A 25829-nucleotide genomic window follows, 5' to 3' on the forward strand; every position below is an offset into this window, starting at 1 on the left:
TAATCCGGGTCGTTTCGGTGGAGGGATTATGGATAAGCAGCATCAGCAGGAAAAAGTTTTGGCATCTTTGCACAATCGACTAACACGAATAAACAGACTGGAAAGATTGAAATTCCTGAATAAGCAGACACGTTTTCTCCAAAAGTTGCGTTCTCCCAAAAGGGAACAAGGCAGCATTGTTTTGGAAGCCTCACTGGTTTTGCCTGTATTTCTGTTCTTTGTCATGTTCCTGATATATATCGTACAGATGACTTTAGTATCGACAGCGTTGCAGAGCACGGCAGGAGAAGCGGTAAAGCAGTTATCTACTAAAATATATCCGGTCTCTCTTGTATTTACGCCCTCTGATTCCGCTGGTAGTGGAGACTCGGAGGGTGGATGGAAAATACCTGAGCTGTCACTGACGGAATGGGCCGAAGAGTATGCCTCTTCACTACCAGAGCCGCTAAGCGATTGGGTACGTGCAGCCGCTGCCAGAGGAGAACAACCATTACAGGAGATCAAGACATCCGTTCTTGAGACTGTGCTTGATCCGACTGTTAAACCGCTACTTCAGCCATTTCTTAATACTTCTGTGCTGGATATTGAACGTGTCCATGTTAACGGTATTTCCATACCTGATCTCAAAAATAAAACGAATCCGTACTTCCGGCTTGAACTGAGCTATGAATTGCCTGTTAAAGTCCCCTTCCTAGGAAAATCTTTACGCATTCAAGCGGCAGCAGCAGAACGAGTATGGATCGGAGATACTGGAGAAGGCTCGAGCAGCAGTGGAGGAGACGCGGATTCCGCAGGAGCTGCAACCATTTTATCCAAGCCGGATCCAGCATACATAGGCAACAATGCGACGATTAAGGTCAAAGTGGAGCCTGGAGCTACAGCGAACTTAACGATATTTTACAAGTCGGGTGAAAGTTCGGCCAAGCATATCGGGTGGGCGACTGCCGATGAAAATGGTGTGATTGAGTGGAACTGGTTTGTAGGAACACGTACAACGGAGGGTACATGGACATTTGTTGTGGAGACGGCGGATGGTGCCAAGACGGTGACTGAGTTTAATGTGGCTTCCAGAAAATAATAAAGGAGATGATGGAGGTGCAGTGGTTTTACCTGGCCTGTGGTCTTTATGTGATTGCAGCTTTTGTTACAGATGTTCGTTCGATGAAAATTCCCAATCGTTTGACTTTACCAGTAACTGCCGCGGGAGTACTGGCCCATATTATCTGGGGAGGATGGGAGGGATTTCTGTTCTCCGCAGCTGGGTTCGCGGTTGGGTTCGGTGTGCTGTTCCTAATGTATATGATCGGTGCAGTGGGTGCCGGAGATGTTAAATTGTTTGGAGGCATTGGCGCCTGGACTGGGCTGGCCTTCGGCGTTCACGTTATTATTTACTCCGTTTTGTACGCAGGGGCAATTGGATTAGTCATTCTCTTGTTCCGCAGGGATTCAGCAAAGCGGGTACGGGCCATGGCAGGAAATCTTGCCGGTTTCTTCATGCTCGGTTCGCTCAAGCTGGTCAATCAGGAAAAGACATTAAAGTTTCCTTTTATGCTGGCCGTATTGCCTGGATTTATTAGCGCCTATATTTACATGTCTTAATAAGAGTTTTATAAGATGTGGGAATTGTGAATTAAAGCTTATTAACGGAAAGAGAGGATTGGCATGTATGGATTAACGAGAGATTTCATTCGAAATGGCGGATCGTTTATGGTTTTGGAGAAAGCGGAAGGGCTGCGTATGGACGAACTGAGCCGTGTGCAGATGGGTATGCTGTCTTCCAATCAAATTCCAAGGCTTCTTCCCGTTCATATCCGCGAGGTGGATCGAAAGGTAACGTTACAGTATGACATTTCAGGGTATAAGATGTTACCTCATATGTTAAAGGCAGGAAAAATTAAACTGCGCGTGTTATATGGTCTATTGTTTCAATTGGCGGACACGTTTACGGAATGTAGACAATATATGTTGGATTCACGTAAATTACAGATTCAGGAAGAGTACATATTTATTAATGGTTCACTGGAAATAGGAGAACTTGGATTGGTATACATCCCGATTGTCGATGCGGTTGAGGTTGATCCGACCCCTCAGCAATTCCGCGAACTGGTTATCAGGCTAATGGCCCATGTTCAGGAACTCCAAGGCGAAGGGATTCAGCGTGTCCTCCAGCTATGTGACAGTGAACAATGGGATATCAGACAGCTGCGTGAACTTTTGCTTGAATTATATGCAGATGAGCAGAGCGGTTCTGGTTCAGGCCAGGCATCGTTTATGTCTTCGCGTGGGTCATCCGGGTCAACTGACAGTGAGTTAGGAATGCCAATCTCTGCAATTCAAGAGCGGGGAAATGAGCCGTTTTCAAAGAGAAGTGGGCAAGATCATCAGTATCGTCAATCGGATGGATATAGTGAAGTTGAACAGCAATTGAAATCATTCCAGCAACCAAGAGTAACTACTATAGAGGATGACAAACCGCTTAACAAACCCTTTTCAGGATTTTCCGGCAGACGTTCACCGATAGAGTCCTCATTGCAATCAAAAGGTGTTACGAATCCGTCACAGCGCCAAACATTTGATTCATTACAGGACGATGACATGGAAAAGGACGAGAAGCAGGGATCTTCCAAAACGACCTATATCCTTCTGGGCTGTATGATTGCCATGGCGCTGGTATGGAGATTCATCTATATGGAACAACCGGGTCAGACACAAATGATTCTATCCGCAGCATTAAGTGCTGGGTTGCTTGGTATCGCGGGTTGGGCGTGGGTGACTAAAGGGAAATTCGGAAATTCGAAATCCAATCTGCTGCGCAAAAAGATTCCGATTGAAGAATATACAGATGGCGAATTACAGGAGGGCTCATCGAATAAGCGATCTGCTTTATTTGGCTTGGGCAGAGGCAAAGATAAACAAAAAGAAAGTGAAGAAGAGATGTTTCAGGAGAGCTGGCGTTGGAATGCATCTGAAATGTCACCAGAAGGTAATGCGTATGCACAAGGTTACACGAGTCAACAGAGGTCTGGTGATATGCAGAGTCAGAGTGCTCAATCAGAGCGGGAGCATTCTTTTGAATCCAGGTCATCTGTAGAAGGTAATTCTCGCTTTCAAAATCTACATATACCATCCGAAGCTTCTGATGAACCTTTCGTTCAGCATGCTATCGAAGCCACTGCTGCAACATCGGAGCTCTTCCTTCATCATGCGGCTGATGCAACTGTAAACTTGCAGAGTGTTGCCGGAGGAATTACAGGAGCAGGTCCAGTGATACCTTCCTTTTATCTTGAACGCAGATCAGCAACAGGGGATAAAATTGAACGGATGGATGTCCGCGGAGCATCGTTTGTTATTGGCCGATCGGCGGATATGGTCCAGTGGGTGGATTCAGCAACCGGCGTGTCCCGTGCTCATGTGGAATTGAGCCGGAACAAATCGGGCTATGTCATTAAGGATTTGGGTTCTGTGAATGGAACAATTCTCAAGGGCAATGTCCTTGCTCCGTACAAGGAATATCCACTTGAAGATGGAGATACCTTTACGTTGGCTGAGTCTGTTTACACGTATCGATCAGTCGGATAGACCCCGGTGTTTCAGATCTTCCAGTGCTTCGGTCAATGTAGGGAAGGTAAACTGGAATCCATGATCCAAAGCTTTCTGCGGAATAACACGCTGTCCCTGAAGCAGCACGACAGAGAGTTCTCCAACCAGTGTTTTGATCAGAATTCCGGGTACGGGGAACCAGTGCGGACGATGATACACTTTGCCTACCGTGCGTCCGAACTCATCGTTGGTTACCGGGGTGGGCGAAGAGGCGTTCACCGGACCGGAGATTTCTTTATTTTGGATTGTGAAATCAATCAAACGCACAATATCCATAATATGAATCCAACTGGTCCACTGTTTGCCACTTCCCACCCTGCCCCCAACACCAAGCATATAAGGCAGTTTCATTAATGGAAAGGCACCTTTTTTATGACCTAGCACGAGGCTAACGCGAATCTTCACAAGTCTCACATGTTTGATGGCATCGACAGCTACTTCCCATTGTTCCGATACGCGGGATGGAAAATTCATCGATTGTTGCGGACTGCTCTCATCAAACGTTTCTGTGGGAGAGGTGCCATAGATTGCCATGGCAGATGCCTGTACGACCACTTCCGGTTTATGTTCCAATGAATCTATCAATTTAGCTACGCGTGCTACAGTAGTCACTCTGGATTCCACAATCTCCAATTTTGCCTTGGTTGTCCAGCGTTGATTCAACGTTTCCCCGGCAAGATTCACCAATGCATCCATTCCTTCCAGCAAATGAGGCTGTTCCTCCACCTGTTCCCATGAGATATAGGTAAGATTTTGGCTGGGATTATGTAAATTCGGCAGTTTGCGTGTAATAACTTTCACATGATGGCCTGCCTGAAGCCAGTAATCAACGAGCGCTCCTCCGACAAAACCGGTACCTCCGCAAATCGCAATCTTCATCTTGGCGACCTCCTTGTTAGATTGACTGTACTGACATGTATTCTCGAATCGGCAAACAGCCCCGGATGGTAAGCACTGCCTTGCTGGGAATGACTTACCTGACGGAGCATGTTTGCACATATGTAAGCAAAATACATGTTCTGCTGAAATCCATGATCTATTTATTCATCAAATGTTTATAAGGCGAGTAGTCAATTTGGTTCTTCTCCAGAAATTTTACCAAAAACTTATTATCCCGTTTTGGTGTGGCTATAATGTATCCTTTAATGCAATGATCCCTGGATACTTCAGGCGCATTATTTTCGTACGCAATTTTGCCGATTTCTGCTGCGATGGAATGTTTGGCGATATCTCGAAATGGTCCAGGTACGGGCTCTACAAGCTGGTCGAGAAAAGCCTTTGCTTCATCAGTCCATAAATGACGACTGGTCTCCACCCAGTGATTCTGCCAATCGAGTTTTGATTTCCCGTCAGCCTTCGGAAGCACTTTCAAAAACTTGCGCATCATAAAAAATCCGCCAACACACATACTTCCGAGCAAAAGAACGGTCCAGAATGCGATCGTGTTCATAAACCAATTGCTGGGGGAACTACTGGTCAACGTCAAAGCGTAGGAGCCGAAAATCATTGCGGAGTCACCTCGGTTTATTGATTTTCACGGAAAGACGGATTCCGCCCACCCATGTTCCAAATTACAGCTGTAAAAAATAGCCTATATCCCGAATTATAGCGCATTTCTAGATTTATTTCGATAATCGCGTTAGAATAAGGGATAATTCAGAAAAAGGGGGATTAATAATGCTGAAAATCGGCTCCCATGTGTCCTTTTCGGACAAGGGATTATTGAGTGCAACGAAGGAAGCGTCCTCGTACGGTTCCAGTTCGTTTATGATATATACGGGTGCACCGCAAAATACCCGCCGCAAGCCTATTGAGTCCATGTTTATTGAGGAAGGCAAGCTTGCGATGCAAGAGGGCGGAATGGAAGATATCGTTGTCCATGCGCCATACATTATTAACCTCGGATCATACAAAGAAAACACGTATGAACTGGCCGTAAGTTTCCTTCAGGAAGAGATTCGTCGTACACATGCGATTGGTGTCAAAAATATCGTGCTGCATCCCGGCGCATTTACGGACAAGGATGCTCACTACGGCATCGGACGTATTGCTGAAGGATTGAATGAAGTGTTAGACGGTGTAAAAGAGACGGATGTCAATATCGCGCTGGAAACGATGGCTGGCAAAGGGACTGAGATGGGCCGCAGCTTCGAAGAGATCGCTCAGATCATGGAGAAGGTTACGCACAATGAACGTCTTACCGTATGTATGGATACATGTCACATCCACGATGCCGGTTATGATATTGTAAACGACCTGGACGGTGTTCTTGAACAATTTGATCGTACGGTAGGGCTTGACCGCATTGCCGTAATGCATATTAATGATAGTAAGAACCCTGTGGGTGCGCACAAGGACCGTCATACACCGATTGGCTCCGGCTGGATTGGTTTTGAGGCAATTAACCGCATCGTGCATCATGAAGCTCTGAAGGGCCGTCCGTTTATTTTGGAAACGCCTTGGATTGGTAAAGATGCCAAAACACAACGTCCAATGTATGAAGCGGAGATTGCGCTGCTTCGTGGGGATGTTGCAGGTCGATTCGGTCCCGAGTTCCTGACAGAAGTGGAACAACTGCATCATTTCTTCAAAGGAAAAGAGATTGAGTCCCGTTCGTACGTTCTGGATATTTGGACGCTGCTCAAAAATGATGCCAAAGCCAAAAAAGCCGACCCACGCGAGCCGTTGGAACGTCTGTATGACCTCGTGGCAGAAGCCGCATTGTTCCCGCATCTGAATGAAGAACAATTGAATCATCGCTTGATTGCCTGGCTTGCAGGGAAAGAACTGCTGGTCCTGGCATAGTTGAAGGAGGAAGAATAACCCGATGGAGATTCACGCTAAACAAGTACGTCCTGATGTTAAAAACCGCGCCGATCGGGCGCGGATGCTCATTTCCTGTCCGGATGGACCCGGAATTGTTGCTGCAGTTTCCCATTTCCTGCACCAGCATGGTGCAAACATTGTTCAGTCGGACCAGTACACGATGGACCCGGCTGGCGGCATGTTTTTTATGCGGATCGAGTTCGATCTTCCACAATTGTCGGCGAACCTGCCCAAGCTGCAAGCTGATTTTGAAGAAGTGGCAAGCCGTTTCAAAATGGATTGGAGTCTTTCTGCGGTTAGCCGCAAGAAGAAACTGGCCATTTTTGTATCCAAGGAGGATCACTGTCTGGTTGAGCTGTTGTGGCAATGGCAGGCTGGCGATCTGGATGCAGACATCGCACTCGTCGTGAGCAATCATCTGGATATGAAGGACTATGTAGAATCATTTGGCATTCCTTATCATCATATTCCGGTATCAGCGGATACGAAGAAGGAAGCGGAACAGCGCCAACTTGACGTCATTGGTAATGATATCGATGTAATCATTCTTGCGCGTTACATGCAGATCATTTCCCCAATGTTCATCGAGCATTACCGTAACCGCATCATTAATATTCATCACTCGTTTTTGCCTGCCTTTGTCGGCGGTAAACCGTATGCCCAAGCGTACAACCGCGGTGTCAAAATTATTGGTGCGACGGCTCACTATGTTACGGAAGAGCTGGATGGCGGACCGATTATTGAGCAGGACGTACAGCGTGTAAGCCACGGGGATGATGTAACCGAGTTGAAGCGCATTGGACGTACCATTGAGCGTGTTGTTCTTGCCCGTGCCGTCAAATGGCATGTTGAAGACCGTGTACTGGTTCATGAAAATAAAACCGTTGTATTTTAAGCTAATGCTTTAATACTGCGCAAGGTTGATTCGGAAAGATATATACTTTTATTCCTAAAAAAGAAAAGGCGATTCCCTATTCGTGTCTGAACGGGGGATTGCCTTTTTGGTTGTGTCGCCATATATAACCGCACAAACCAACGACCACGCCAAATAACAGATGCCCTGCCAGCCAGTAAAGGATCGCTTTTACATCATACAGATCAGGCACACGACTCGACAGCTGGGAGAGCGGAATATACAGCAGGGAAGAGAGTGCGCCAATCAAGACGCCTTTGGATATTGGATGGCCCGAACGCTGAATCCACCATATGTACAAGATGCCGAGGATTATGGAAACGATAAGATGCAGCACAAATTCGATGTATTCGGGTAATGTTGGCGGGAGCCAGGGAACAAAATCGATGTTCAGCAGCAGGGTATAGACTTTTACACCGGTGTAAGTCTGCATGGCCTTTAAAAAGAATCCAAGTACAAAACCTGATGTAATCCCTGTTAAAACCCCGGCTTTCCAGGGTAATATGTGCTTTGACGACTTTGTTGACTTAGCAGAATGATTCAGCATAAGCGAATCCTCCTTTTGATATGAAGTATAGCCTGATGTGCACAAAAGTCCGATTTTCCAATCATGATCAAGGATCATTATATGCAAAATCAACTTCAATATCTAAAAAGAGTATGGTTTTCCGCTTAAAGGTTATACTTCATCCGATGGATTTGCGATGCTGGCTGAGCTAGAAGATATACTGAAATGCTCAGTATGACACTCTTTTTGCGCAACTGGAAACAAATCCCTCGTCACAAACAGCCGAATTTTCCCGATCTTCTAAAAGAAGGTTATGGAAAACATTCACGCCAAGTGATACAATACAAAAGTGAATAAGTCAAAATGAAACACTCAAGCGGATTCACTTATTGTGAAATTCGGTTTGCTTGTATGATGAGAGGGATTCGCTTGCGCAACCCGACTTATCTAAAGACATGAGGAGGACAAACCATGACTGACAAGAACGAAGCGATTCAAAAGGAAGAAAACAACACCATCGACAATCTGTCAATCACTACCGTACGTACACTGGCGATTGATGCAATCGAGAAGGCAAATTCCGGACACCCGGGAATGCCTATGGGCTCCGCTCCAATGGGGTACCAACTTTTTGCAAAAACGATGACACATAACCCGGACCACCCAACTTGGGTTAACCGGGACCGTTTTGTCCTGTCCGCAGGACATGGCTCCATGTTGCTGTACAGCTTGCTTCACCTGAGCGGGTATGACCTGCCTATGGATCAACTGAAACAGTTCCGTCAATGGGGAAGCAAAACGCCGGGTCACCCGGAATTCGGACATACTGCAGGTGTTGATGCAACAACTGGACCACTGGGTCAAGGTATTGCAATGGCTGTAGGTATGGCTATGGCTGAAGCTCAACTGGGCGCAACATACAACAAAGACAAATTCAACGTAATCGACCACTACACGTATGCAATCTGTGGTGACGGTGACTTGATGGAAGGCGTATCCCATGAATCAGCTTCCCTGGCTGGACGTTTGCACCTGGGCAAATTGATCATGTTGTTCGACTCCAATGACATCACATTGGATGGTAAATTGAACCTGTCTTCTTCTGAAAGCATTGCGAAGCGTTTTGAAGCTTATGGCTGGCAAGTGCTGCGCGTTGAAGATGGTAACGATCTGCCTGCAATCGAAAAAGCGATCCAAGAAGGTCAAGCAGATACACTGCGTCCTACACTGATCGAAGTTAAAACTGTTATTGGTTATGGTAGCCCGAACAAACAAGGTAAAGGCGGCCACGGCGGTACTCACGGATCTCCACTGGGTTCAGACGAAGCCAAATTGACTAAAGAATTTTACAAATGGGTTTACGAGGAAGATTTCCACGTACCAACTGAAGTTCGCGACCACTTTGCACAAGTGAAAGATCGTGGTATCTCTGCAAACAAAGCATGGGACGAGAAATTGGCCGAGTACAAAAAAGCATTCCCTGAGCTGGCAGCTCAATTCGAAACAGCAATCAATGGCGACCTTCCAGAAGGTTGGGATCGCGATCTGCCTAAATATGCAGCAACAGACAAAGCGGTATCCACACGTGTAGCATCCGGTAATGCGCTGAACGGTTTGGCTCATAACGTGCCACAACTGACAGGCGGATCTGCTGACCTGGAAAGCTCCACAATGACTCACTTGAACAATCTGGAGAACTTCTCACCAGAAGATTATTCCGGTCGCAACATTTACTTCGGTATCCGTGAATTCGGTATGGCTGGAGCAATGAACGGTATGGCACTGCACAGTGGTGTGAAAGTATTCGGAGGTACATTCTTCGTATTTACAGACTATCTGCGTCCAGCTGTTCGTCTGGCTGCCCTGATGGGTCTGCCTGTGACGTATGTTCTGACTCACGATAGTATCGCTGTTGGTGAAGACGGTCCTACTCACGAACCAATCGAGCAACTGGCATCCCTGCGTATCATTCCTAACCTGACGGTTATTCGTCCGGCTGACGGTAATGAAACTTCTGCAGCATGGGCTTATGCGCTTGAGAACAAGAGCAATCCGGTTGCACTCGTACTCACTCGTCAAAACCTGCCGATTCTGGAAGGTACCGTTGAAGGTTCACGTGAGAACGTGAAACGTGGTGCGTATGTTGTCTCTGATGCAAAAGAAGGCAAAGCTGTCGCCCAAATCATCGCAACAGGTTCCGAAGTGCAACTGGCTGTCAAAGCCCAAGCAGCACTTGCTGAACAAGGTATCCAAGTTCGCGTAATCAGCATGCCGAGCTGGGATCTGTTCGAGAAACAGGACAAAGCATACAAAGAATCCGTCCTGCTTCCGGATGTTAAAGCTCGTCTGGCGATTGAAATGGCTCATCCAATGGGCTGGGAAAAATATGTCGGCGACCAAGGCGACATTCTCGGAATCAGCACATTTGGTGCATCCGCGCCTGGCGACCGTGTTATCCAAGAGTATGGTTTCACTGTGGAGAACGTGGTTAGTCGCGTGAAAGCATTGCTGTAATAGCTTGAAAATTGCTGCCAGGAGGGACAGTTTAATTTTTGTCCTGCCGAGCAGCAAGTGATTTCCGGCAGAGAATGAGCGGGTAACCGCCCTGATCTGTTTTGCCTTTTGTTTTCATTAACTTCAGGGGGAGCGGGTACGCATGTCACAGTTTGATCAAGTCAGTGTAGTCAAAGAGGCCAACATTTATTATGAGGGCCAAGTAACGAGCAGAACAGTTATTTTGGGGGATGGCAGCAAGGTGACTCTGGGCATTATGCTTCCAGGCAATTATGAGTTCGGCACAGATTCCCGTGAGATTATGGAGATTCTGTCCGGCGATCTGAGAGTATTGCTTCCCGGAGAAGCAGATTGGCAAGAGATTCAAGGTCAAGCTACGTTCCACGTGCCTGCCGAATCCAAATTTAAACTGGAGATACGCAGCGTTACCGACTACTGCTGTTCGTACCCGGCGGAATAATACAAGAAGGGTAACCAGAACCGCTACTCGCGGATTCGGTTAACCCTTTTTGCTTCTTCAACTCTTACGACAAAGTTCGGGCTGCAAGCTTGTCAGTCCTGTGGATTTGAAGTATCCTTAGGCTAAGTTGTTTCGAATGGAAAACGGAAAAAAATACGCTACCGATATCAGGAGGTTTTATAGATCATGGCAAAAAAAGTGAAGTTTGACTACAGCACAGCTCTGCAATTCGTCAATCAGCATGAAGTGGACTATTTCGCTGAACCGATTCGTTTGGCTCACGAGCAGCTCCACAACGGAACAGGTACAGGATCCGATTATCTGGGCTGGATCGACCTGCCTACCGCTTATGACAAAGAAGAGTTCTCCCGTATTCAAAAAGCGGCTGCCAAAATCCAAAGCGATTCCGAAGTACTGATCGTTATCGGTATTGGTGGATCATACCTGGGTGCTCGTGCAGCGATTGAAATGCTGACACACTCTTTCTACAACAACCTGCCTAAAGAAAAACGCAAAACGCCTGAAATCTATTTCGCAGGAAACAACATTAGCTCCACATATGTAACTCATTTGCTGGATTTGATTGAAGGCAAAGACTTCTCGGTTAACGTCATCTCCAAATCCGGTACTACAACGGAGCCAGCAATCGCATTCCGTATCTTCCGTGCAGCACTGGAGAAAAAATACGGGAAAGAAGAAGCTCGCAAACGTATCTATGCAACAACAGATAAAGAGCGCGGCGCACTGAAAAAACTGGCGAATGAAGAAGGCTATGAATCCTTCATTATCCCAGATGATGTAGGTGGACGTTACTCCGTTCTGACGGCTGTAGGTTTGCTTCCAATCGCAGCAGCTGGCATTAGCATTGAGGAAATGATGCAGGGTGCGGCGGATGCTTCCAAAGAATACAGCAACCCGAACGTAGCTGAGAACGAAGCATATCAATATGCAGCTGTTCGTAACGCGTTGTATCGCAAAGGTAAAGGAACAGAAATCCTCGTGAACTACGAGCCATCCCTGCACTTTGTATCCGAATGGTGGAAACAGCTGTTTGGAGAGAGTGAAGGTAAGGACTATAAAGGGATCTATCCTGCATCCGTTGATTTCTCGACTGACTTGCACTCCATGGGTCAATTCATTCAAGAGGGTAGCCGGAACATCTTCGAAACCGTCATTCAGGTTGCTGAAGTATCGGAGCATATCTCGATCGAAGCGGATCCGGATGATCTGGATGGTCTGAATTTCCTTGAAGGTAAAACGATGGACTTTGTTAACAAAAAAGCATTCCAAGGAACACTGCTTGCACACACAGATGGTCAAGTACCAAATTTGATTGTGAACATTCCAGATATGTCTCCATATTCTTTCGGATATCTGGTATACTTCTTTGAAAAAGCATGCGGCATTAGTGGTTACCTGCTCGGAGTCAATCCATTTGACCAACCAGGCGTGGAAGCTTACAAGAAAAATATGTTCGCTTTGCTGGGCAAACCAGGCTTTGAAGAAGAGAAAGCAGCGCTGGAAGCGAGACTTTCCGAATAATTCATCGGTCTGCTCATATAGCTAAATAAGGTAATGTAATTACATTCGGGGAGTCTTTGTCGTAGCAATGGTTTCCCGAATGTTAAACCAAGGCAGTTCGTCCGCGTCCGCGCGGGGAACTGCTTTCTTGTAAAATGGATCAAATTGGAAAGTTGGATAGGGATGATTGAACGTTATCGCACGGTTCGAGGACCGGGCAATCTGGAAATTGTAATCAAGAAGTCGCGATTTATCGGTCATATTATGCCGGTCACGACGGAAGAAGAAGCCAATGCGTTTATTGATGAAATCAAGAAAAAACATTGGAATGCCACTCATAACTGCTCGGCTTACATGATTGGTGAGCGGGATGAGATCCAGAAGCAATCCGATGATGGGGAACCAAGCGGAACCGCGGGGAAACCCATTCTTGAAGTGATCAAAAATCAGCAACTGAAAAATGTGGCTATCGTAGTTACACGTTACTTTGGGGGAATCATGCTTGGAGCAGGTGGGCTAATTCGCGCTTATACAGATGGAGCAGTTGCAGCCATTGAAGCGGGGGAAGCGGTTACCAAAGTGCTTCATCGTGAAGTTTTTGTTGAACTGGATTACACATGGCTGGGCAAAGTGGAAAATGAATTAAGGAGCCGGGAAGTCCGTACAGGTGAAACTGGATTCACCGATAAGGTTACGTTGACTTGTCTTCCGCCGGATAGTGAAGCCGAGGCATTTGTAGCCTGGATCACAGATTTGACGCAAGGGCAATCCCGGATCACGGAGGGACAGCGGCTTTATTTTATTGAAGGGGAATAAAATATATGGCTAGAAGAGCAGTCGAACAGGAGTTGTCGAGGGAGCGGATACTGGAGGCGGCGAGGCATCTTTTTATTACCAAAGGATACCGCGCCATTTCGATGCGAAGCATCGGCCAGCATCTGGGCTATAGTCATGGGTCGCTGTATTATCATTTTAAGGAAAAGGCGGAGCTGTTTTATGCCATTGTGGTTGAAGATTTCAATCATCTGGGGCATCTGTTGCTGCAAGCCATGGTCAGGCCAGTCGTGGGCGGCGTGAGCAAGGTGGAACATATCATGATGGAGTTTATTCGTTTTGGTCTGGAGAACCCGTATCAGTACGAGATCATGTTCATGATTCGGGATGAGGAATTGTTATCGTATTGTCGTACGGAGCAAGGAAGATGCTTCGAATTGTTTGCCTCTATTATTCGGCAATACATGAATGAAGAGGGATGCACAGAAGAGGATATTCAATGTGTACCACGTACACTGTTTTTGTCTATGCACGGATTCATATCATACTATATTCAGGATCGTTTGACCTTTTCAGAGATTGAATCGGCTGCGTTATCTCATGTCAAAGTACTCTGTCGAAATCTCCAACACCAGCCTGGCGTCCAATAAGGCGCTTTTGTCGCACTCCTATACTTCAGGGCGGTGAATTGTCATAACATTAATTCTTTATAACGTTGTCTCGCGAAAGTTTTTAAGCGAAGAAGACCAAGACAGGCGGATTACATCCCGGAAATAGGGTGGACCGCCTGTTTGTTTTATGATTTTGATGAAGAATAGTTGGACATGGGTGTAAATGAACTATCCTTCCATGATTTTAAGGAAATATTCCCGTTGACGGGGACCGTCAAATTCACAAAAATATATGCCCTGCCATCTGCCAAGCAGTAATCTGCCCTCATGTATAATCACTGTTTGTGATGGTCCGGTTGTGATCGATTTCAAGTGAGAAGCCGTATTTCCTTCAGCATGCCGATATTCAGGATGCTCCCAAGGGTACACTTCGTTCAGGCGAAGCAGTACGTCATGTTTGACATCCGGGTCTGCATTTTCATTAATCGCAATGCCTGCTGTCGTATGTGGACAGTAAATCAATACCGTTCCATTCTGCACACCACTCTCACGGACAACCTGCTCCACTTCCCGCGTAATATCCTTCATCTCATCCCGTCTGGATGTCGATAGATTCTTCGTATATAACATATTACTCCACTCCTTTGCTCCAAATTGGTCCTCTAGATTGTACCTTAACCATTACATACCAAACAAACCACTTCAATAAAAGGGATTAAAGAAATCTGGTGATAACTGCGATGGGAAGGTACTTCTGGCCGTGTAGCATGCACCGTAATTAGATATGAATCCATCTCATATGTGCCCCGATTTTATTCAATAAAAGCATTGACGATTAGCACTGCAAACTGGTAAAGTATCAGATAAGCAAAAAAACCAAGTAGACTAATGGGAATAATATTAAAGTAATAAAATCCAACTAAGGAAAATGGTTGTACCAAAGCAGGAAGACTGCCGACCGGACATAGAACCGGAGGCTGGGAGGGAATGCAGCAATGAATACCGTTCTTCGTCATAAGGGATGGACTTGGGGATTCCGTAGTACCGTATTGTTATATTTTATCGTACTCATTGTACTTCCAATCATCGGTGTGTACGTCAATTCCTTCTCTGAAGGATGGAGCAACTTTATCCAAAGCATCACGGACCCCATTGCATGGAAAGCCGTGCTCTTAACGATCCGGCTGGCCGTTATAGCAACGGTGATTAATGTCATTCTGGGAACCATGATCGCCTGGGTGCTGACACGTTATCGCTTTTTCGGGAGGTCGTTCCTTAACAGTCTGGTAGATCTTCCTTTTGCACTGCCAACAGCCGTTGGTGGACTGATGATTATGCTGCTCCTGGGTCCGGTTAGTGCCATCGGCAAATTGGCGGAATCCATGGGGTTTGAAATTGTGTTTCACCAGCCTGCGATTGTGATCGCGATGACCTTTGTGACGTTTCCTTTTGTCATCCGTGCGGTGCAGCCTTTGCTCGAAGAGATCGATCCTTCGGAGGAAGAGGCATCCTACACGATGGGAGCATCGAAGGCGCGCACGTTCAGGCAGGTCATTCTACCGTCCATGGCTCCGGGCATGATTAGTGGGGGAATGCTTGCATTCTCCAGAGCACTGGCCGAATTTGGCGCTGTTGTGCTGGTGGCAGGCAATATCCCGGGAAGAACTTTGACGGCTTCCGTATTCATATATGGCGAGATCGAAAGTGACAATCCAACTGGTGCCGCTGCGGTATCCGTACTGCTCTTAACACTCTCCTTTCTGATCCTCTGGCTCATTAATCTGGTGCAGATACGGGGGAGAAGACGATGAGGAGACTATTAATCGGATTAACGTTTGCGGTGTTCATTGTACTGCTGATCATCCCGCTTGGACGTATTTTTATTGGTGCATTTGAAGACGGGGCAAGAGGATTCCTGGAAGGGCTGTTGCGCCCTGAGGCGCTGCATGCCTTGATGATGACAGGACTTGTTGTACTTGTCGTCACGCTGTTAAATACATTGTTTGGCGTTATGATGGCCATCTATCTGGTTCGCGCCGGGTGGTTGAGTGACCGGGTGAAAGGGCTGCTGAACAGCATCGTGGATCTGCCCTATGCTGTTTCTCCGGTCATTGGCGGATTAATGATTGTATTGCTGCTGGGCCCTAACAGCATTATGGGCGCTTTTTTTGAAGGGATTGGATTCAACGTAGTGTATGCCTTTCCGGGCATGGTCATTGCAACGTTGTTTGTTACTTTTCCACTGATGGTCCGAGAGGTGATGCCTGTCTTGCAGGAGCTTGGATCTCAGCAGGAAGAGGCTGCGTCAACGCTTGGTGCATACGGCTGGAGAACGTTCTGGAGTGTGACTTGGCCATCCATTCGCTGGGCAGTCGTATACGGTCTTGTATTGACGGTTGCCCGCTCGCTTGGGGAATTCGGTGCAGTGCTGGTTGTGTCGGGTAACATTATGAACAAAACGCAGACGGCAACAACGCTGGTATATCAGGATGTTGAGAATTTTAACGTTGCTGCCGCAAATGGTGTGGCATTGGTACTGGTTACCTTTTCCGTCGGGCTGCTGCTTATGATGGAATGGGCCAAGAAGCGAAAGGAAGTGCATTGAGATGCATGTGGAAGTCCGTGATCTGAACAAACATTTCGGTGATTTTCATGCGGTAAAAGATGTCTCGTTCGATATTGCCAAAGGCCATCTGATCGGTTTGCTTGGCCCCAGCGGGGGTGGGAAAACGTCCATTCTGCGTATGCTGGCGGGGCTGGAGAACCCGGGTTCCGGGGAGATTCGTTTTCACGGAAAGGTTGTAAACCATCTGCCTCCGCAGGAGCGGGGAATCGGATTTGTATTTCAGAACTATGCTTTGTTCAAACATATGACGGTATTTGAGAATATCGCCTTTGGACTCAAGGTCAAAAAGACACCCAAAGCCCAGATCCGTGATCGGGTTATGGAACTTGTTGAACTGACCGGGTTGAAAGGTTTTGAACAACGTTATCCGCATCAATTGTCTGGTGGACAGCGTCAGCGTGTTGCTTTTGCCAGAGCGTTGGCTCCGGAGCCGCAGCTGCTGTTGCTGGATGAACCATTCGCCGCCATTGATGCCAAGATCCGTCAGGAACTGCGTTCATGGCTGAGGGAGCTGATTGAGCGAGTAGGCATCACTTCGATTTTTGTAACCCATGACCAGGATGAAGCCATTGAAGTTGCCGACGAAATTATGATTATCAGCCAAGGGCGGTTGGAGCAGAAGGGCACGCCATGGGATATTTACAAAAACCCGGAGACACCTTTCGTTGCCACATTTATCGGGGAATCCACCGTTGTGGAGGACGCTTCACAGCTTAAGGGCTTCGAACATGCGGTGGAGGGGGAGCGCACGCGTGCACTGATTCGGCCTGAGTATATCGAGATTGGTTTGAAAAACGAGTTTAGCATGCTGTCCGCTACTGAAAAGGGTACCGTCAAACACCTTCATTTCCGGGGCAGTGAATGGATGGTCGAAGTGGAAGTTGAGGGCCATAAACTGATCACGTATCGTTCCCTGGAGAAAACAACTTTGCAAGTCGGCCAACAGATTCGAGTACTCGTGCATCGTGCGTATCTGTTCAATGACACTCATAGCTGGGTTGTTGAGAACCGATTGAAGGAAGATCCAATGCCCGTCATCATCTAATTAGAACATCCATTGTTCAAAGAATGATCCAGAAATTTTGGAGAGAGGTGCTGCCCATGCAGACGAGGAAGAAGAAAATCACACCTTTATATGTTGTCCTCATGCTTCTGCTCGTCTGCATGACCGTTGGATGCAGCAAGCAGGAGGATGCGATCGAACAGAACGGAACCTCGGCAGGTGATCAATCCAATACGCTGGTTATCGGTGCTTACAGTGTAGCCAAAGACGCTGTGGGAGAGTTGCTGCCCAAATTCAAGGAGGAATGGAAAGCCAAGACGGGGCAGACCGTTAACTTCCAGGAATCCTATGAAGCTTCTGGTACACAAGCGAGAGCCATTGTTGGTGGGTTCGAAGCTGATGTAGCGCTTTTGGCAATGGAAAGTGATATCGACAAGCTGGTCAAAGCCGATCTGGTCAGCTCCAATTGGAAGCAGGCACCGAATGATGGCATGATCACCCGTTCGATTGTCGTTCTCGGTACAAGAGCAGGCAACCCGCTTGGGATTCGTGATTTTGAAGATTTGACCAAGCCGGGGGTCAAGGTGCTCTATCCTAATCCGAAGACGTCAGGCGGTGCCCAATGGGATATTAATGCCATCTACGGTGCAGGTTTGAAGCTATCAGAGGAGCAAGGCAAGAAAGATCCTGCCGTGGCTAAAGCCTTTTTGGAAAAAGTACATGAGAATGTCGAGTCATTGGATAAGAGCGGTCGTTCTTCGATGGCGGCATTTGAATATGGCGTGGGGGATGTTATCGTCACGTATGAGAATGAATTGCTTGCCCGGATTGCGAAGGGTGTACATTATGACATTGTGGTTCCCAAAAACACGATCCTGATTGAAAATCCAGCGGTTGTCGTAGACAACTATGCGGATAAACATGGCAATCGTGAATTGGCTGAGGCCTTTATAGCGTATCTGCGTACGCCGGAAGCACAGCGCATTTTTGCCAAGCATGGTTTCCGCTCGGTAGACCCTGAAGTGTTTGCAGAGACGAAGTCTTCGTTCCCTACACCTGAAGGTCTGTTCGATATTAATTACCTCGGTGGATGGGACAAGGTACGCAACACACTGTATTCCAAGAGAGGTGTATGGTACCAGGTGTTGGCAGGGTTATAGTATTTGCGATCCAAACCTTCATTTCACTTGAAACGTGAGTTGGAGGTTTTTCTACTTTTAGGGAGGATACCAATCCTTCTGCTCTGCACTGGACGAAGAACCGGAGTGGGTGGAAGTTTCGCCAGAGCACTTTGTATCCATGTATCGGGACAGGATATAATGGATTAGGAATAACCATGGAATAACGTTACATAGTGATAGGAAGGTGTGAGTTGGATGAGTGCTGAGTTTAAATTGTCCCAAAATACAGCTATTCGGCTGGAACAGGCTCGTAGCAAAGGTATGTCGGATGCAGCTTTGCTGGAAGCCATACAGGCCAAAGATGTCACCGCTTTGGATGAAGTGTCTGAGGAGCACTACAGATATGATGATTTTTTCTCCTATGCGGACGAGCATGGCGAGAATCTGGAAGGTGCGGTTAAAGACGGCTACCGGATTACCTTTAACACTCGTGGCGGTCTGGGGATCTACTTGCAAAAGTCCTTCGGATTACAGCCAGAGAAGGACTTTACTGTTGGTGAAGGCATCATAACCGGATTGAAATTGCAGCCGGAGCAGGCAGATAAGCTGTCAAAACGCCTTGCGTCGAATTGGGTCATTACCGAGTCAAAGGAAGTGCCTGAGGGTCAGGAATTGACGTTGAAGCTGCGGGCTTTGATCTAGCTGATAGCATAACAAAGGATATGAAGTTGGACTGTTCAATGTCAGACAACAGACTGTCCCGTTTGCAGTGAATAGCTGTGACGGAATAGTCTTTTTTTTTTGCAAAAACAGAGGTGGGGGATTACAATCTACATATCAATTATTCGGATGGAACATGAATTTGGAATGTATTGCTTTCGCGATAGAGAGAGGAGACTTTCATAATGAATCAGCTAACATTTCTGGGAACCGGGGATGCGATGGGTGTTCCGCGGGTGTATTGTGAGTGTGACGTCTGCACAGAAGCACGGCTTACGGGAATCAACCGCCGCAAACGCTCTGCTGTTTTGATCCATGGAGATGGTGAGCACGAATCTTTCATGATTGACTGCGGACCGGACTGGAGGTCATAGATGGAAGACCTCGGGATGCGGATGGTGAAGACGCTGCTGATCACACATGCGCATTTTGATCATATCGGAGGCTTGCCGGAATGGGCAGATGCCTGCCGCTGGTTGGGTGTAAAAGGGCAGTTGTATGCACCACGGGAGGTGATCGCAACCATTCAAAGTCAATTTCTATGGCTCGGTCGCCATATGGATTTTCTGGAAACGGATGATGATATCGAGCTTGGTGGATGGAAGGTGCAATCCTGGAAAGTTTGCCATGGTCATAATGGTTATTCGTATGCGTATCGACTGGAACGTGAAGGATATACCTGGGCGTATTGCTCGGATGCCATTGATTTGAAGGCTGCGGAGAAGCAGCCATTGTACGGATTGGATCTGCTGATCCTCGGAACGAGCTTTGTTCATGAGCTTGCGGAATTCTCCACACGTTCGGTGTACGACATGGTTGAGGCGCAGGAGCTGTTGCAGGAGTTGAAGCCGGGTCAGACTTATTTTACACATATGTCTCACGACGTGGATGTACGCCAGAATTATAATCTGGATCAGGGGATTACGCTGGCACTTACCGGTCTGCAGGTGAAGCTGGGAGAATAGGATAGGCATCCTAAAAATAAATTCAGAAGAGCGTATCCTTTGCCGGAGTTTCTTCGTTTACATAGTGTAAAGCAATTACAGCAAGGGAATTGAAGCAAGATCAATCAGGAACCAACAAAGGGGGGCCCCAAACATGGCCTTTGTGAAGTCCGTGGATTGCAGAATCAACAGACCACATGATGATAAACCGATTGAACCATATAGCCATTCCGGTGTTCAAACCGGATATACGTTAGAGCAATCGATTGAAGCTGCGCTTCCGAGCCTACTGGGATCGTTGTACGCCTACTGCATGTCATTAACTGGTTCAGTCTGGGAGACGGAGGATCTGGTTCAAGATACATGTGTTAAAGCACTATCCTCTTCAGCTACCCGAAGAACGGGAATGCCAGAGGACATGAACTGGGAAGCTTATCTCATCCGTGTTGCACGCAACACCTGGATTGACGCCATACGGAAGCGTGAGAACTTGGCGAGCAAACTGGAAAGCATGAAGCCATTTATGCAAGAATTTGAGGAAGAAGAGCGATTCGAGGAAGTGGAGTCCGCTGTTCAGATCCTTGTGCATGAACTGCCACCGTGGCAGCGAGCGATATATATGTTACGTGATTTGATGGGATACACGACGGTAGAGACTGCTGAACTGTTGGACACAACGGAAGGAGCGGTCAAAGCCGCCTTGAATCGTGCCCGATCTGCACTGGCTAAAGTGAGACACAGCCTGAACGAAGCGGATTCTGATCAGACAAATCAAGCGGATGAGAATCAACAAAACCGGGAGGAACTGCGCAGTTATTTACTGGCATTCCGCAGCGGTGATACAGCCCGTTTAATTGATTTATGCCTGAATCAGACCGATGATCCGATGGCTGTAGCGGGAACGATTTTGCAGCAGACTCTGCCGTCTCAATCGATGCAACCCGTGATGTACAGTTATTCAAGCTCCGGTACGAATTCCATGTCGTATGGGGGAGGATATACGGTCAGCATGGTTGCATAAACCGGGGAGGCAAAATGCATGAACGTGGTACCTTATGTTGTTGAACAGACAGCCCGCGGAGAGCGGAGCTATGATATTTATTCCCGATTGCTGAAAGATCGAATCATTATGGTATCCGGGGAAATTGAGGATCAGATGGCCAATGCGATCGTGGCCCAATTATTATTTCTGACCGCAGAGGACCCGGAGAAGGATATCCAGATGTATATCAACAGCCCGGGTGGTTCCGTGACCGCCGGTTTCTCCATCTATGACACGATGCAATTCGTGAAGCCTGACATTTCCACGATCTGCACAGGCATGGCGGCGAGCTTTGGTACGATTCTGCTGGTTGGTGGAACAAAAGGGAAACGACTGGCGCTGCCGAACAGTGAAATCATGATTCACCAGCCGCTTGGCGGTACGCGAGGGCAGGCATCGGATATGCTGATTCACGCGAACCGGATTATCCAGCACCGCCAGCGCCTCAACAAGCTGCTTGCCGATCATACGGGACAGCCAATGGAGCGGATTGAAAAGGATACCGATCGAGATTACTTCCTGACTGCGGCAGAAGCTGTTGAGTATGGACTGGTGGATAAGGTCATATCCAGTTCGTAGGCTGCTTGCAGATAACAGAAACGCAGATTAGTTTAACATAATAGGACTGAGTAAACGCCACAGCCCGAAAGGTTATTTAGTGCCTTTCGGGTTTGTTATGTTTAATTTTTTTACTGGTATAGTGAGAATATCTTTTATCTTTTGGACGATCAGCTAGTGCTGACCTCAGCAACGTGCCATCAGGTATTTTCAGCCAGCGCAATGAGTCTGCTCATGCCTTCCCGGATCTGCTGCTCGTGAGCATAAGAGAAGGAAAGCCGCAATTTTCGACTGGCGTCCGCATCGGAAGGATCGAACACCGTTCCCGGCACAAAAGCAACGGAATGCTCCATGCATCGGTGAAGCAATCGTCCTGTATCCACGCCTTCCGGAAGCTCTGCCCAGATGTTAAGTCCACCTTCGGGGCGTGTCCACGTCCAATTGGTTTGTTGAAGGCACTGTTCCATGACTTCCATCCGTAGCTGAATGGCGGTACGCAGCTTGGACAGGTGCTGGTGCATGCGTGGCGACTGGAAATAACGTAGGAACAGCTTCTGATTCAGCAGAGGTGATCCGTTATCCGTCAGTGCCTTTACAGCCTGTAATCCAGGCATGAACCGGGGACGGCACATAATGGCGGCAATTCGCAGACCCGGCACAACATATTTGCTATAGCTGCGAATATAGAGCGTATGCCCCGTTGTATCGTATGTGAAGATCGGCGCCGGAGGCTTTTCTTTGAAATAGATATCGTAAGTGCTGTCGTCTTCCACCAGGAAACATCCGTACTGTTCCGCCAGTTCAGGCAATTGTTTGCGTTGCTCGGTTGGAATATTGATGCCCGTAGGATTCTGGAAGGTCGGCGTCATATAAAATACTCTTGGTTTTTCTTGCTTCATAAGGCGTTCAATCTGTTCCAGATCGTAGCCGTCAGTATGAATATCGGTAAAAATCAACTTTGCACCCTGTTTGCGAAAAATTTCCATCGCAGGCCCATACGTAGGCCTCTCCATAAGTACACGGTCACCGGGTCTGACGAGACTTCGAGAGATGACATCAATGGCCTGCTGTGCACCGGAAGTAATCAGCACTTCATCGGCCGAGAGATAGAAGCGTTCCCTCGTCGTCAGATGGCTTGCCAAGGCAATACGCAGCTCCAGATCTCCCTGAATTGTGGAGTATGTGCCAAGCAGACGGGGATATAGATCCAGCAAATCCCGCATCAGCTCGCCCCAATATCGGTTTGGCAGCAGGGCGGGATCAATCAATGATTTGGAAAATTGGAATTCCGCCTCAAGGGATTGTACGCGGGCAAGTGAATCCCAATGCAGCCAAGCGGATACTGCCGGGTCATCGGCCTGGTCTGTCACGGGAGAAGGGTCAGCAGGACTAACATAATAACCGGACTTATCCTTGACGTATACATTCCCGCGATCTTTTAACTCCTGATAGGCCTTGAAAACAGTGAGGCGATGCACGCCGAGCAGCTCAGACAGGCTCCGCACGGACGGCAGCTTCTCATTTTCTTTCCACTCTCCCGCTTCGATCCGTACAACAAGATAATGTACCACTTGCTCATATAGTTTCAGGCTGTTATCTGTCATCAACATGGCTTTGCCCACCCCGCTCACACTCCTTTTGAACTCCATTGTAACAGCAAATGAGAGCTAACTGTTCTGTTTTATTCATTCTGTTCTGTATACGGTGCTATATGATGGAGAACAGATGAAGGAGGGGCTAGCATGGTTGGATTATCATTTACCGTAATGTGTCTTATTTTTGGAACAACGTTTCTGGCGATTAAGATTGGCGTGGAGGCAGGCATGCCGCCTTTTCTGTCGGCCGGACTACGCTTTATTATTGCAGGTGCTCTAATGTTTGCATGGATGTGGATGAAAGGGAAAGTGAACCTGTCTTTACTGTGGCGGAAAGAGATGCTTCTGACAGGGGCCGGACTGACGTTCGGAACCTTTGCGACTTTATATTGGGCTGAACAATATGTGAGCTCTGGTGTTGGCGCAATTCTGTCAGCAACAGGTCCGCTGATGATTATGGTGATGCAGACAGCATTGTTGCGTCAAAAGACATCTGCACGCATGATAGCGGGCTGTCTGATCGGTTTTGCCGGGGTTATTCTCGTTGTATTGCCGGGTGTATCCATCGGTGCAAATTCCCTGTGGTTATGGGGCTGTATTGCCGTATTGGTGGGTGAAGTCTGTTATTCGGCGGGTGCACTGTACTCCAAAAAGGTCATTAACCAGTTTAAGGAGGCCAGTCCTGTAGCGATTAATGCGGTGCAAATGATGTACGGAGGACTGCTGTTATCCGGGCTCTCCGCAGTGACAGAATCATGGAGTACAACTGGACTGGATTGGGTGCCAGCGGTATCATCTCTGATCTATCTGACGGTAGTCGGTTCGATGGTTGGTCACAGCTTGTTCTACTGGATCATGTCTCGTACCAACCCGCTGTTTCCAGCAACCTGGTTATACATCTCCCCACCCATTGCGGTTGGTCTTGGGGCGGTTCTCTACAATGAACATGTTAGCTGGATTACGTGGATCGGTGTTGCGCTGATCGTTTCAGGTTTGCTGGCGATGAATGAGAAAGTGATGGGCTGGTTGCAGAAAGGAAAACGCAAAACTCTATTGGGTCAGACTTCCAAATCCATGGTAAAATAGGAAATATATATTTTACGCAGGAATGAGGCGAGACATCACATTGAACAGACAGGGACTCGGTGTTGTGTTATTGTTTGCGGGAATTGTGCTCTATGGCATTATTCATATTGGGACTATTATGCATTTACCTGACGTAACGAGCTGGTCAACTCAGTGGGGGCGTTATTTGCAAGGGGCTTTTGAAACGGGAGGCATCATTGGACTTTTCTTGTCCATTCTTTTATTCATCATAGGCGTAACGCTCCTGCTTCCTAGGCTATTAGCCGATTTATCCAATGGCAAGGTGATGGATGACATCCGTGAGCGGAATCGCGAATTCGACGAGAAGTACGGTAATCAGAATAATTAAATGAAACGAAGTAACGAATGAAGATTATCTGGGGCGGAGTGTTGGGTTTACTTCCACTTTATAATGTTGTAATCGAAGCAACGACTGAATAGAAAAACAGCCCGGAATCCACAATCTACTGTGGTCTCCGGGCTGTTCTGTCTCTGAAGCATTTACTCTGCGTTCAGCACAAATTTCTCAATAACCTGCTTCACGCCGTCTTCGTTGTTGCTCGCGGTGATGTAGTCTGCCAGCTCTTTCAGAGCAGGGATCGCATTGCCCATCGCCACACCCAGTCCCGCAACTTCCAACATTTCATGGTCATTCCAGGAATCGCCGATGGCGATGCATTCGCTCAGTTCGCGGCCAAAATGATCTGCCAGGAACGTAAGGGCATGGCCCTTGGTTCCCTCATGATGCATGATTTCAAGGAAGTATGGCTTGGATTTGGTGATGTGCACTTCAGGTCCGAGCAGTTTGCGCAAGTCAATTGCAACTTCGTCGAGGTAGTCTGGCTCATCAATGATGAGCAGTTTCGGTGTTTTTTGCTCGATCACTTTGATGAAATCCGGTTCGATATGGTACTGCGTACCGTTCAGCTTGGCGTAATCACGCAGCTTGTCGTTTTCTTCACGGGCATATAATTTATCGTCAATGTACGTTTGCAGGTGCAGATTATGCTCCAGGCAGTAGTCGTACAATTTGCGGGAAGCGTCCTGTGGAACGTAGCGCTCATAGAGTACTTTTTCGTCCAGCAAGTTTTTCACCAAAGCACCTTGATACGTAATGATTGGCACGTTCAGTCCTGTCTGACGAGCGAGTGCTTGTGCAGAAGCATAGGCACGTCCAGTTGCCAAAGTTACAACCACACCATGAGCAACCGCTTGTTCCAGGGCGGTCTGTGTTGCGGGCGTTACTTCCTTGTTATCGTTGATCAGAGTATCATCAATGTCAATTGCGATTAATTTGTAGGTCATCTGTGTTTCTCTCCTTTTTATCTGTATCTATAAAAACGAACGAATGGATAAGCATTACACGAGACCACTCCGACTGCAGACTCATCTTTCGATCGCTGTTAT

25 protein-coding genes and 1 pseudogene are annotated in these 25829 nt (G+C 47.4%); 20 read left to right on the top strand and 6 right to left on the bottom strand.

The features are described from left to right. Window positions 1-28: 28 nt before the first annotated feature. The 3 genes from P5G61_RS04780 (at window position 29) to P5G61_RS04790 (ending at window position 3579) form a co-directional block, all read left to right on the top strand. Window positions 29-1078: a pilus assembly protein gene (locus P5G61_RS04780; protein WP_301244982.1), complete on the top strand. Its 1050-nt coding sequence runs from the start codon at window positions 29-31 to the stop codon at window positions 1076-1078. An 11-nt stretch (window positions 1079-1089) separates the two neighbouring features. Next, window positions 1090-1599 carry an A24 family peptidase gene (locus tag P5G61_RS04785; protein WP_301244983.1) on the top strand — a complete coding sequence of 170 codons (510 nt, stop codon included), beginning with the start codon at window positions 1090-1092 and terminating at the stop codon, window positions 1597-1599. Window positions 1600-1662: 63 nt separating this feature from the next. Then, window positions 1663-3579 (top strand): DUF6382 domain-containing protein, encoded by a 1917-nt coding sequence (locus tag P5G61_RS04790; RefSeq protein WP_301244984.1) that lies wholly within the window; start codon window positions 1663-1665, stop codon window positions 3577-3579. Here the strand turns inward: P5G61_RS04790 and P5G61_RS04795 are convergent. Both P5G61_RS04795 and P5G61_RS04800 read right to left on the bottom strand, forming a co-directional pair. Next, window positions 3568-4479, bottom strand: coding sequence for a TIGR01777 family oxidoreductase (locus tag P5G61_RS04795; RefSeq protein WP_301244985.1), 912 nt, complete (start codon window positions 4477-4479; stop codon window positions 3568-3570). The genes P5G61_RS04790 and P5G61_RS04795 overlap by 12 nt on opposite strands. A 157-nt stretch (window positions 4480-4636) precedes the next feature. Further along, window positions 4637-5107, bottom strand: a complete 471-nt coding sequence (locus P5G61_RS04800) for a DUF2621 domain-containing protein (RefSeq protein WP_109998132.1) — start codon at window positions 5105-5107, stop codon at window positions 4637-4639. 170 nt (window positions 5108-5277) lie between these two features. Between P5G61_RS04800 and P5G61_RS04805 the strand changes: the two genes are divergently transcribed. Then, entirely contained in the window at window positions 5278-6405 is a 1128-nt protein-coding gene (locus P5G61_RS04805; RefSeq protein WP_301244994.1) for a deoxyribonuclease IV, read from the top strand. A gap of 22 nt (window positions 6406-6427) precedes the next feature. Continuing rightward, complete coding sequence (purU, locus tag P5G61_RS04810; RefSeq protein ID WP_301244995.1) at window positions 6428-7321, top strand: formyltetrahydrofolate deformylase; 894 nt, start codon at window positions 6428-6430, stop codon at window positions 7319-7321. Window positions 7322-7397: 76 nt separating this feature from the next. Here the strand turns inward: purU and P5G61_RS04815 are convergent, their stop codons facing one another. Then, a complete protein-coding gene (locus tag P5G61_RS04815) occupies window positions 7398-7886 on the bottom strand; it encodes a hypothetical protein (RefSeq protein ID WP_301244997.1) in 489 nt (162 codons plus the stop codon). 432 nt (window positions 7887-8318) lie between these two features. On the opposite strand from P5G61_RS04815, the gene tkt reads away from it, so the two are divergent. The 5 genes from tkt to P5G61_RS04840 all read left to right on the top strand — a co-directional run bounded on the left by tkt (window position 8319) and on the right by P5G61_RS04840 (window position 13766). Then, window positions 8319-10361, top strand: a complete 2043-nt coding sequence (gene tkt, locus P5G61_RS04820; RefSeq protein ID WP_024629346.1) for a transketolase — start codon at window positions 8319-8321, stop codon at window positions 10359-10361. A gap of 142 nt (window positions 10362-10503) precedes the next feature. Continuing rightward, window positions 10504-10821 (top strand): pyrimidine/purine nucleoside phosphorylase, encoded by a 318-nt coding sequence (gene ppnP / locus P5G61_RS04825; RefSeq protein ID WP_024629347.1) that lies wholly within the window; start codon window positions 10504-10506, stop codon window positions 10819-10821. 186 nt (window positions 10822-11007) lie between these two features. Then, complete coding sequence (locus P5G61_RS04830) at window positions 11008-12363, top strand: glucose-6-phosphate isomerase (protein ID WP_301245000.1); 1356 nt, start codon at window positions 11008-11010, stop codon at window positions 12361-12363. A 162-nt stretch (window positions 12364-12525) separates the two neighbouring features. After that, window positions 12526-13158: a YigZ family protein gene (locus P5G61_RS04835; protein WP_024629349.1), complete on the top strand. Its 633-nt coding sequence runs from the start codon at window positions 12526-12528 to the stop codon at window positions 13156-13158. 5 nt (window positions 13159-13163) lie between these two features. Continuing rightward, window positions 13164-13766, top strand: a complete 603-nt coding sequence (locus P5G61_RS04840; RefSeq protein WP_024629350.1) for a TetR/AcrR family transcriptional regulator — start codon at window positions 13164-13166, stop codon at window positions 13764-13766. Between the two features lie 189 nt (window positions 13767-13955). Here the strand turns inward: P5G61_RS04840 and P5G61_RS04845 are convergent, their stop codons facing one another. Further along, window positions 13956-14357 (bottom strand): secondary thiamine-phosphate synthase enzyme YjbQ, encoded by a 402-nt coding sequence (locus tag P5G61_RS04845; RefSeq protein ID WP_301245003.1) that lies wholly within the window; start codon window positions 14355-14357, stop codon window positions 13956-13958. A 365-nt stretch (window positions 14358-14722) separates the two neighbouring features. On the opposite strand from P5G61_RS04845, the gene cysT reads away from it, so the two are divergent. From cysT to clpP, 8 genes and pseudogenes are all read left to right on the top strand, one after another. Further along, window positions 14723-15538 (top strand): sulfate ABC transporter permease subunit CysT, encoded by an 816-nt coding sequence (cysT, locus tag P5G61_RS04850; RefSeq protein WP_301245005.1) that lies wholly within the window; start codon window positions 14723-14725, stop codon window positions 15536-15538. Continuing rightward, window positions 15535-16332: a sulfate ABC transporter permease subunit gene (locus P5G61_RS04855; protein WP_301245006.1), complete on the top strand. Its 798-nt coding sequence runs from the start codon at window positions 15535-15537 to the stop codon at window positions 16330-16332. The genes cysT and P5G61_RS04855 overlap by 4 nt, the downstream gene beginning before the upstream one ends. A gap of 1 nt (window position 16333) precedes the next feature. After that, complete coding sequence (locus tag P5G61_RS04860; RefSeq protein WP_063564396.1) at window positions 16334-17398, top strand: sulfate/molybdate ABC transporter ATP-binding protein; 1065 nt, start codon at window positions 16334-16336, stop codon at window positions 17396-17398. A gap of 56 nt (window positions 17399-17454) precedes the next feature. Continuing rightward, window positions 17455-18516, top strand: coding sequence for a sulfate ABC transporter substrate-binding protein (locus P5G61_RS04865; protein ID WP_301245009.1), 1062 nt, complete (start codon window positions 17455-17457; stop codon window positions 18514-18516). A 216-nt stretch (window positions 18517-18732) separates the two neighbouring features. Further along, a complete protein-coding gene (locus P5G61_RS04870) occupies window positions 18733-19179 on the top strand; it encodes a hypothetical protein (protein WP_301245011.1) in 447 nt (148 codons plus the stop codon). 203 nt (window positions 19180-19382) lie between these two features. Further along, a pseudogene (locus tag P5G61_RS04875) lies at window positions 19383-20162 on the top strand (MBL fold metallo-hydrolase). Window positions 20163-20295: 133 nt separating this feature from the next. Then, on the top strand, window positions 20296-21162 hold the full coding sequence (locus P5G61_RS04880; RefSeq protein ID WP_301245013.1) for an RNA polymerase sigma factor: 867 nt from the start codon (window positions 20296-20298) through the stop codon (window positions 21160-21162). An 18-nt stretch (window positions 21163-21180) separates the two neighbouring features. Continuing rightward, a complete protein-coding gene (gene clpP, locus P5G61_RS04885; protein ID WP_024629359.1) occupies window positions 21181-21762 on the top strand; it encodes an ATP-dependent Clp endopeptidase proteolytic subunit ClpP in 582 nt (193 codons plus the stop codon). Between the two features lie 179 nt (window positions 21763-21941). On the opposite strand, the gene P5G61_RS04890 is transcribed toward clpP, so the two are convergent. Beyond that, a complete protein-coding gene (locus P5G61_RS04890; RefSeq protein ID WP_301245016.1) occupies window positions 21942-23363 on the bottom strand; it encodes an aminotransferase-like domain-containing protein in 1422 nt (473 codons plus the stop codon). A gap of 120 nt (window positions 23364-23483) precedes the next feature. Here P5G61_RS04890 and P5G61_RS04895 point away from each other — a divergent pair, with 120 nt between their 5' ends. Both P5G61_RS04895 and P5G61_RS04900 read left to right on the top strand, forming a co-directional pair. Further along, on the top strand, window positions 23484-24422 hold the full coding sequence (locus tag P5G61_RS04895) for a DMT family transporter (RefSeq protein ID WP_301245018.1): 939 nt from the start codon (window positions 23484-23486) through the stop codon (window positions 24420-24422). 40 nt (window positions 24423-24462) lie between these two features. Beyond that, the gene (locus P5G61_RS04900; RefSeq protein ID WP_301245020.1) at window positions 24463-24771 is read left to right on the top strand and encodes a hypothetical protein; all 309 of its coding nucleotides are present in this window, start codon (window positions 24463-24465) and stop codon (window positions 24769-24771) included. A 152-nt stretch (window positions 24772-24923) separates the two neighbouring features. Here the strand turns inward: P5G61_RS04900 and P5G61_RS04905 are convergent, their stop codons facing one another. Beyond that, window positions 24924-25727: a Cof-type HAD-IIB family hydrolase gene (locus P5G61_RS04905; protein WP_301245022.1), complete on the bottom strand. Its 804-nt coding sequence runs from the start codon at window positions 25725-25727 to the stop codon at window positions 24924-24926. Between the last annotated feature and the right edge of the window lie 102 nt (window positions 25728-25829).

The organism is Paenibacillus vandeheii, assembly GCF_030433635.1.
GTDB classification, from domain to species: Bacteria; Bacillota; Bacilli; order Paenibacillales; family Paenibacillaceae; genus Paenibacillus; species Paenibacillus vandeheii.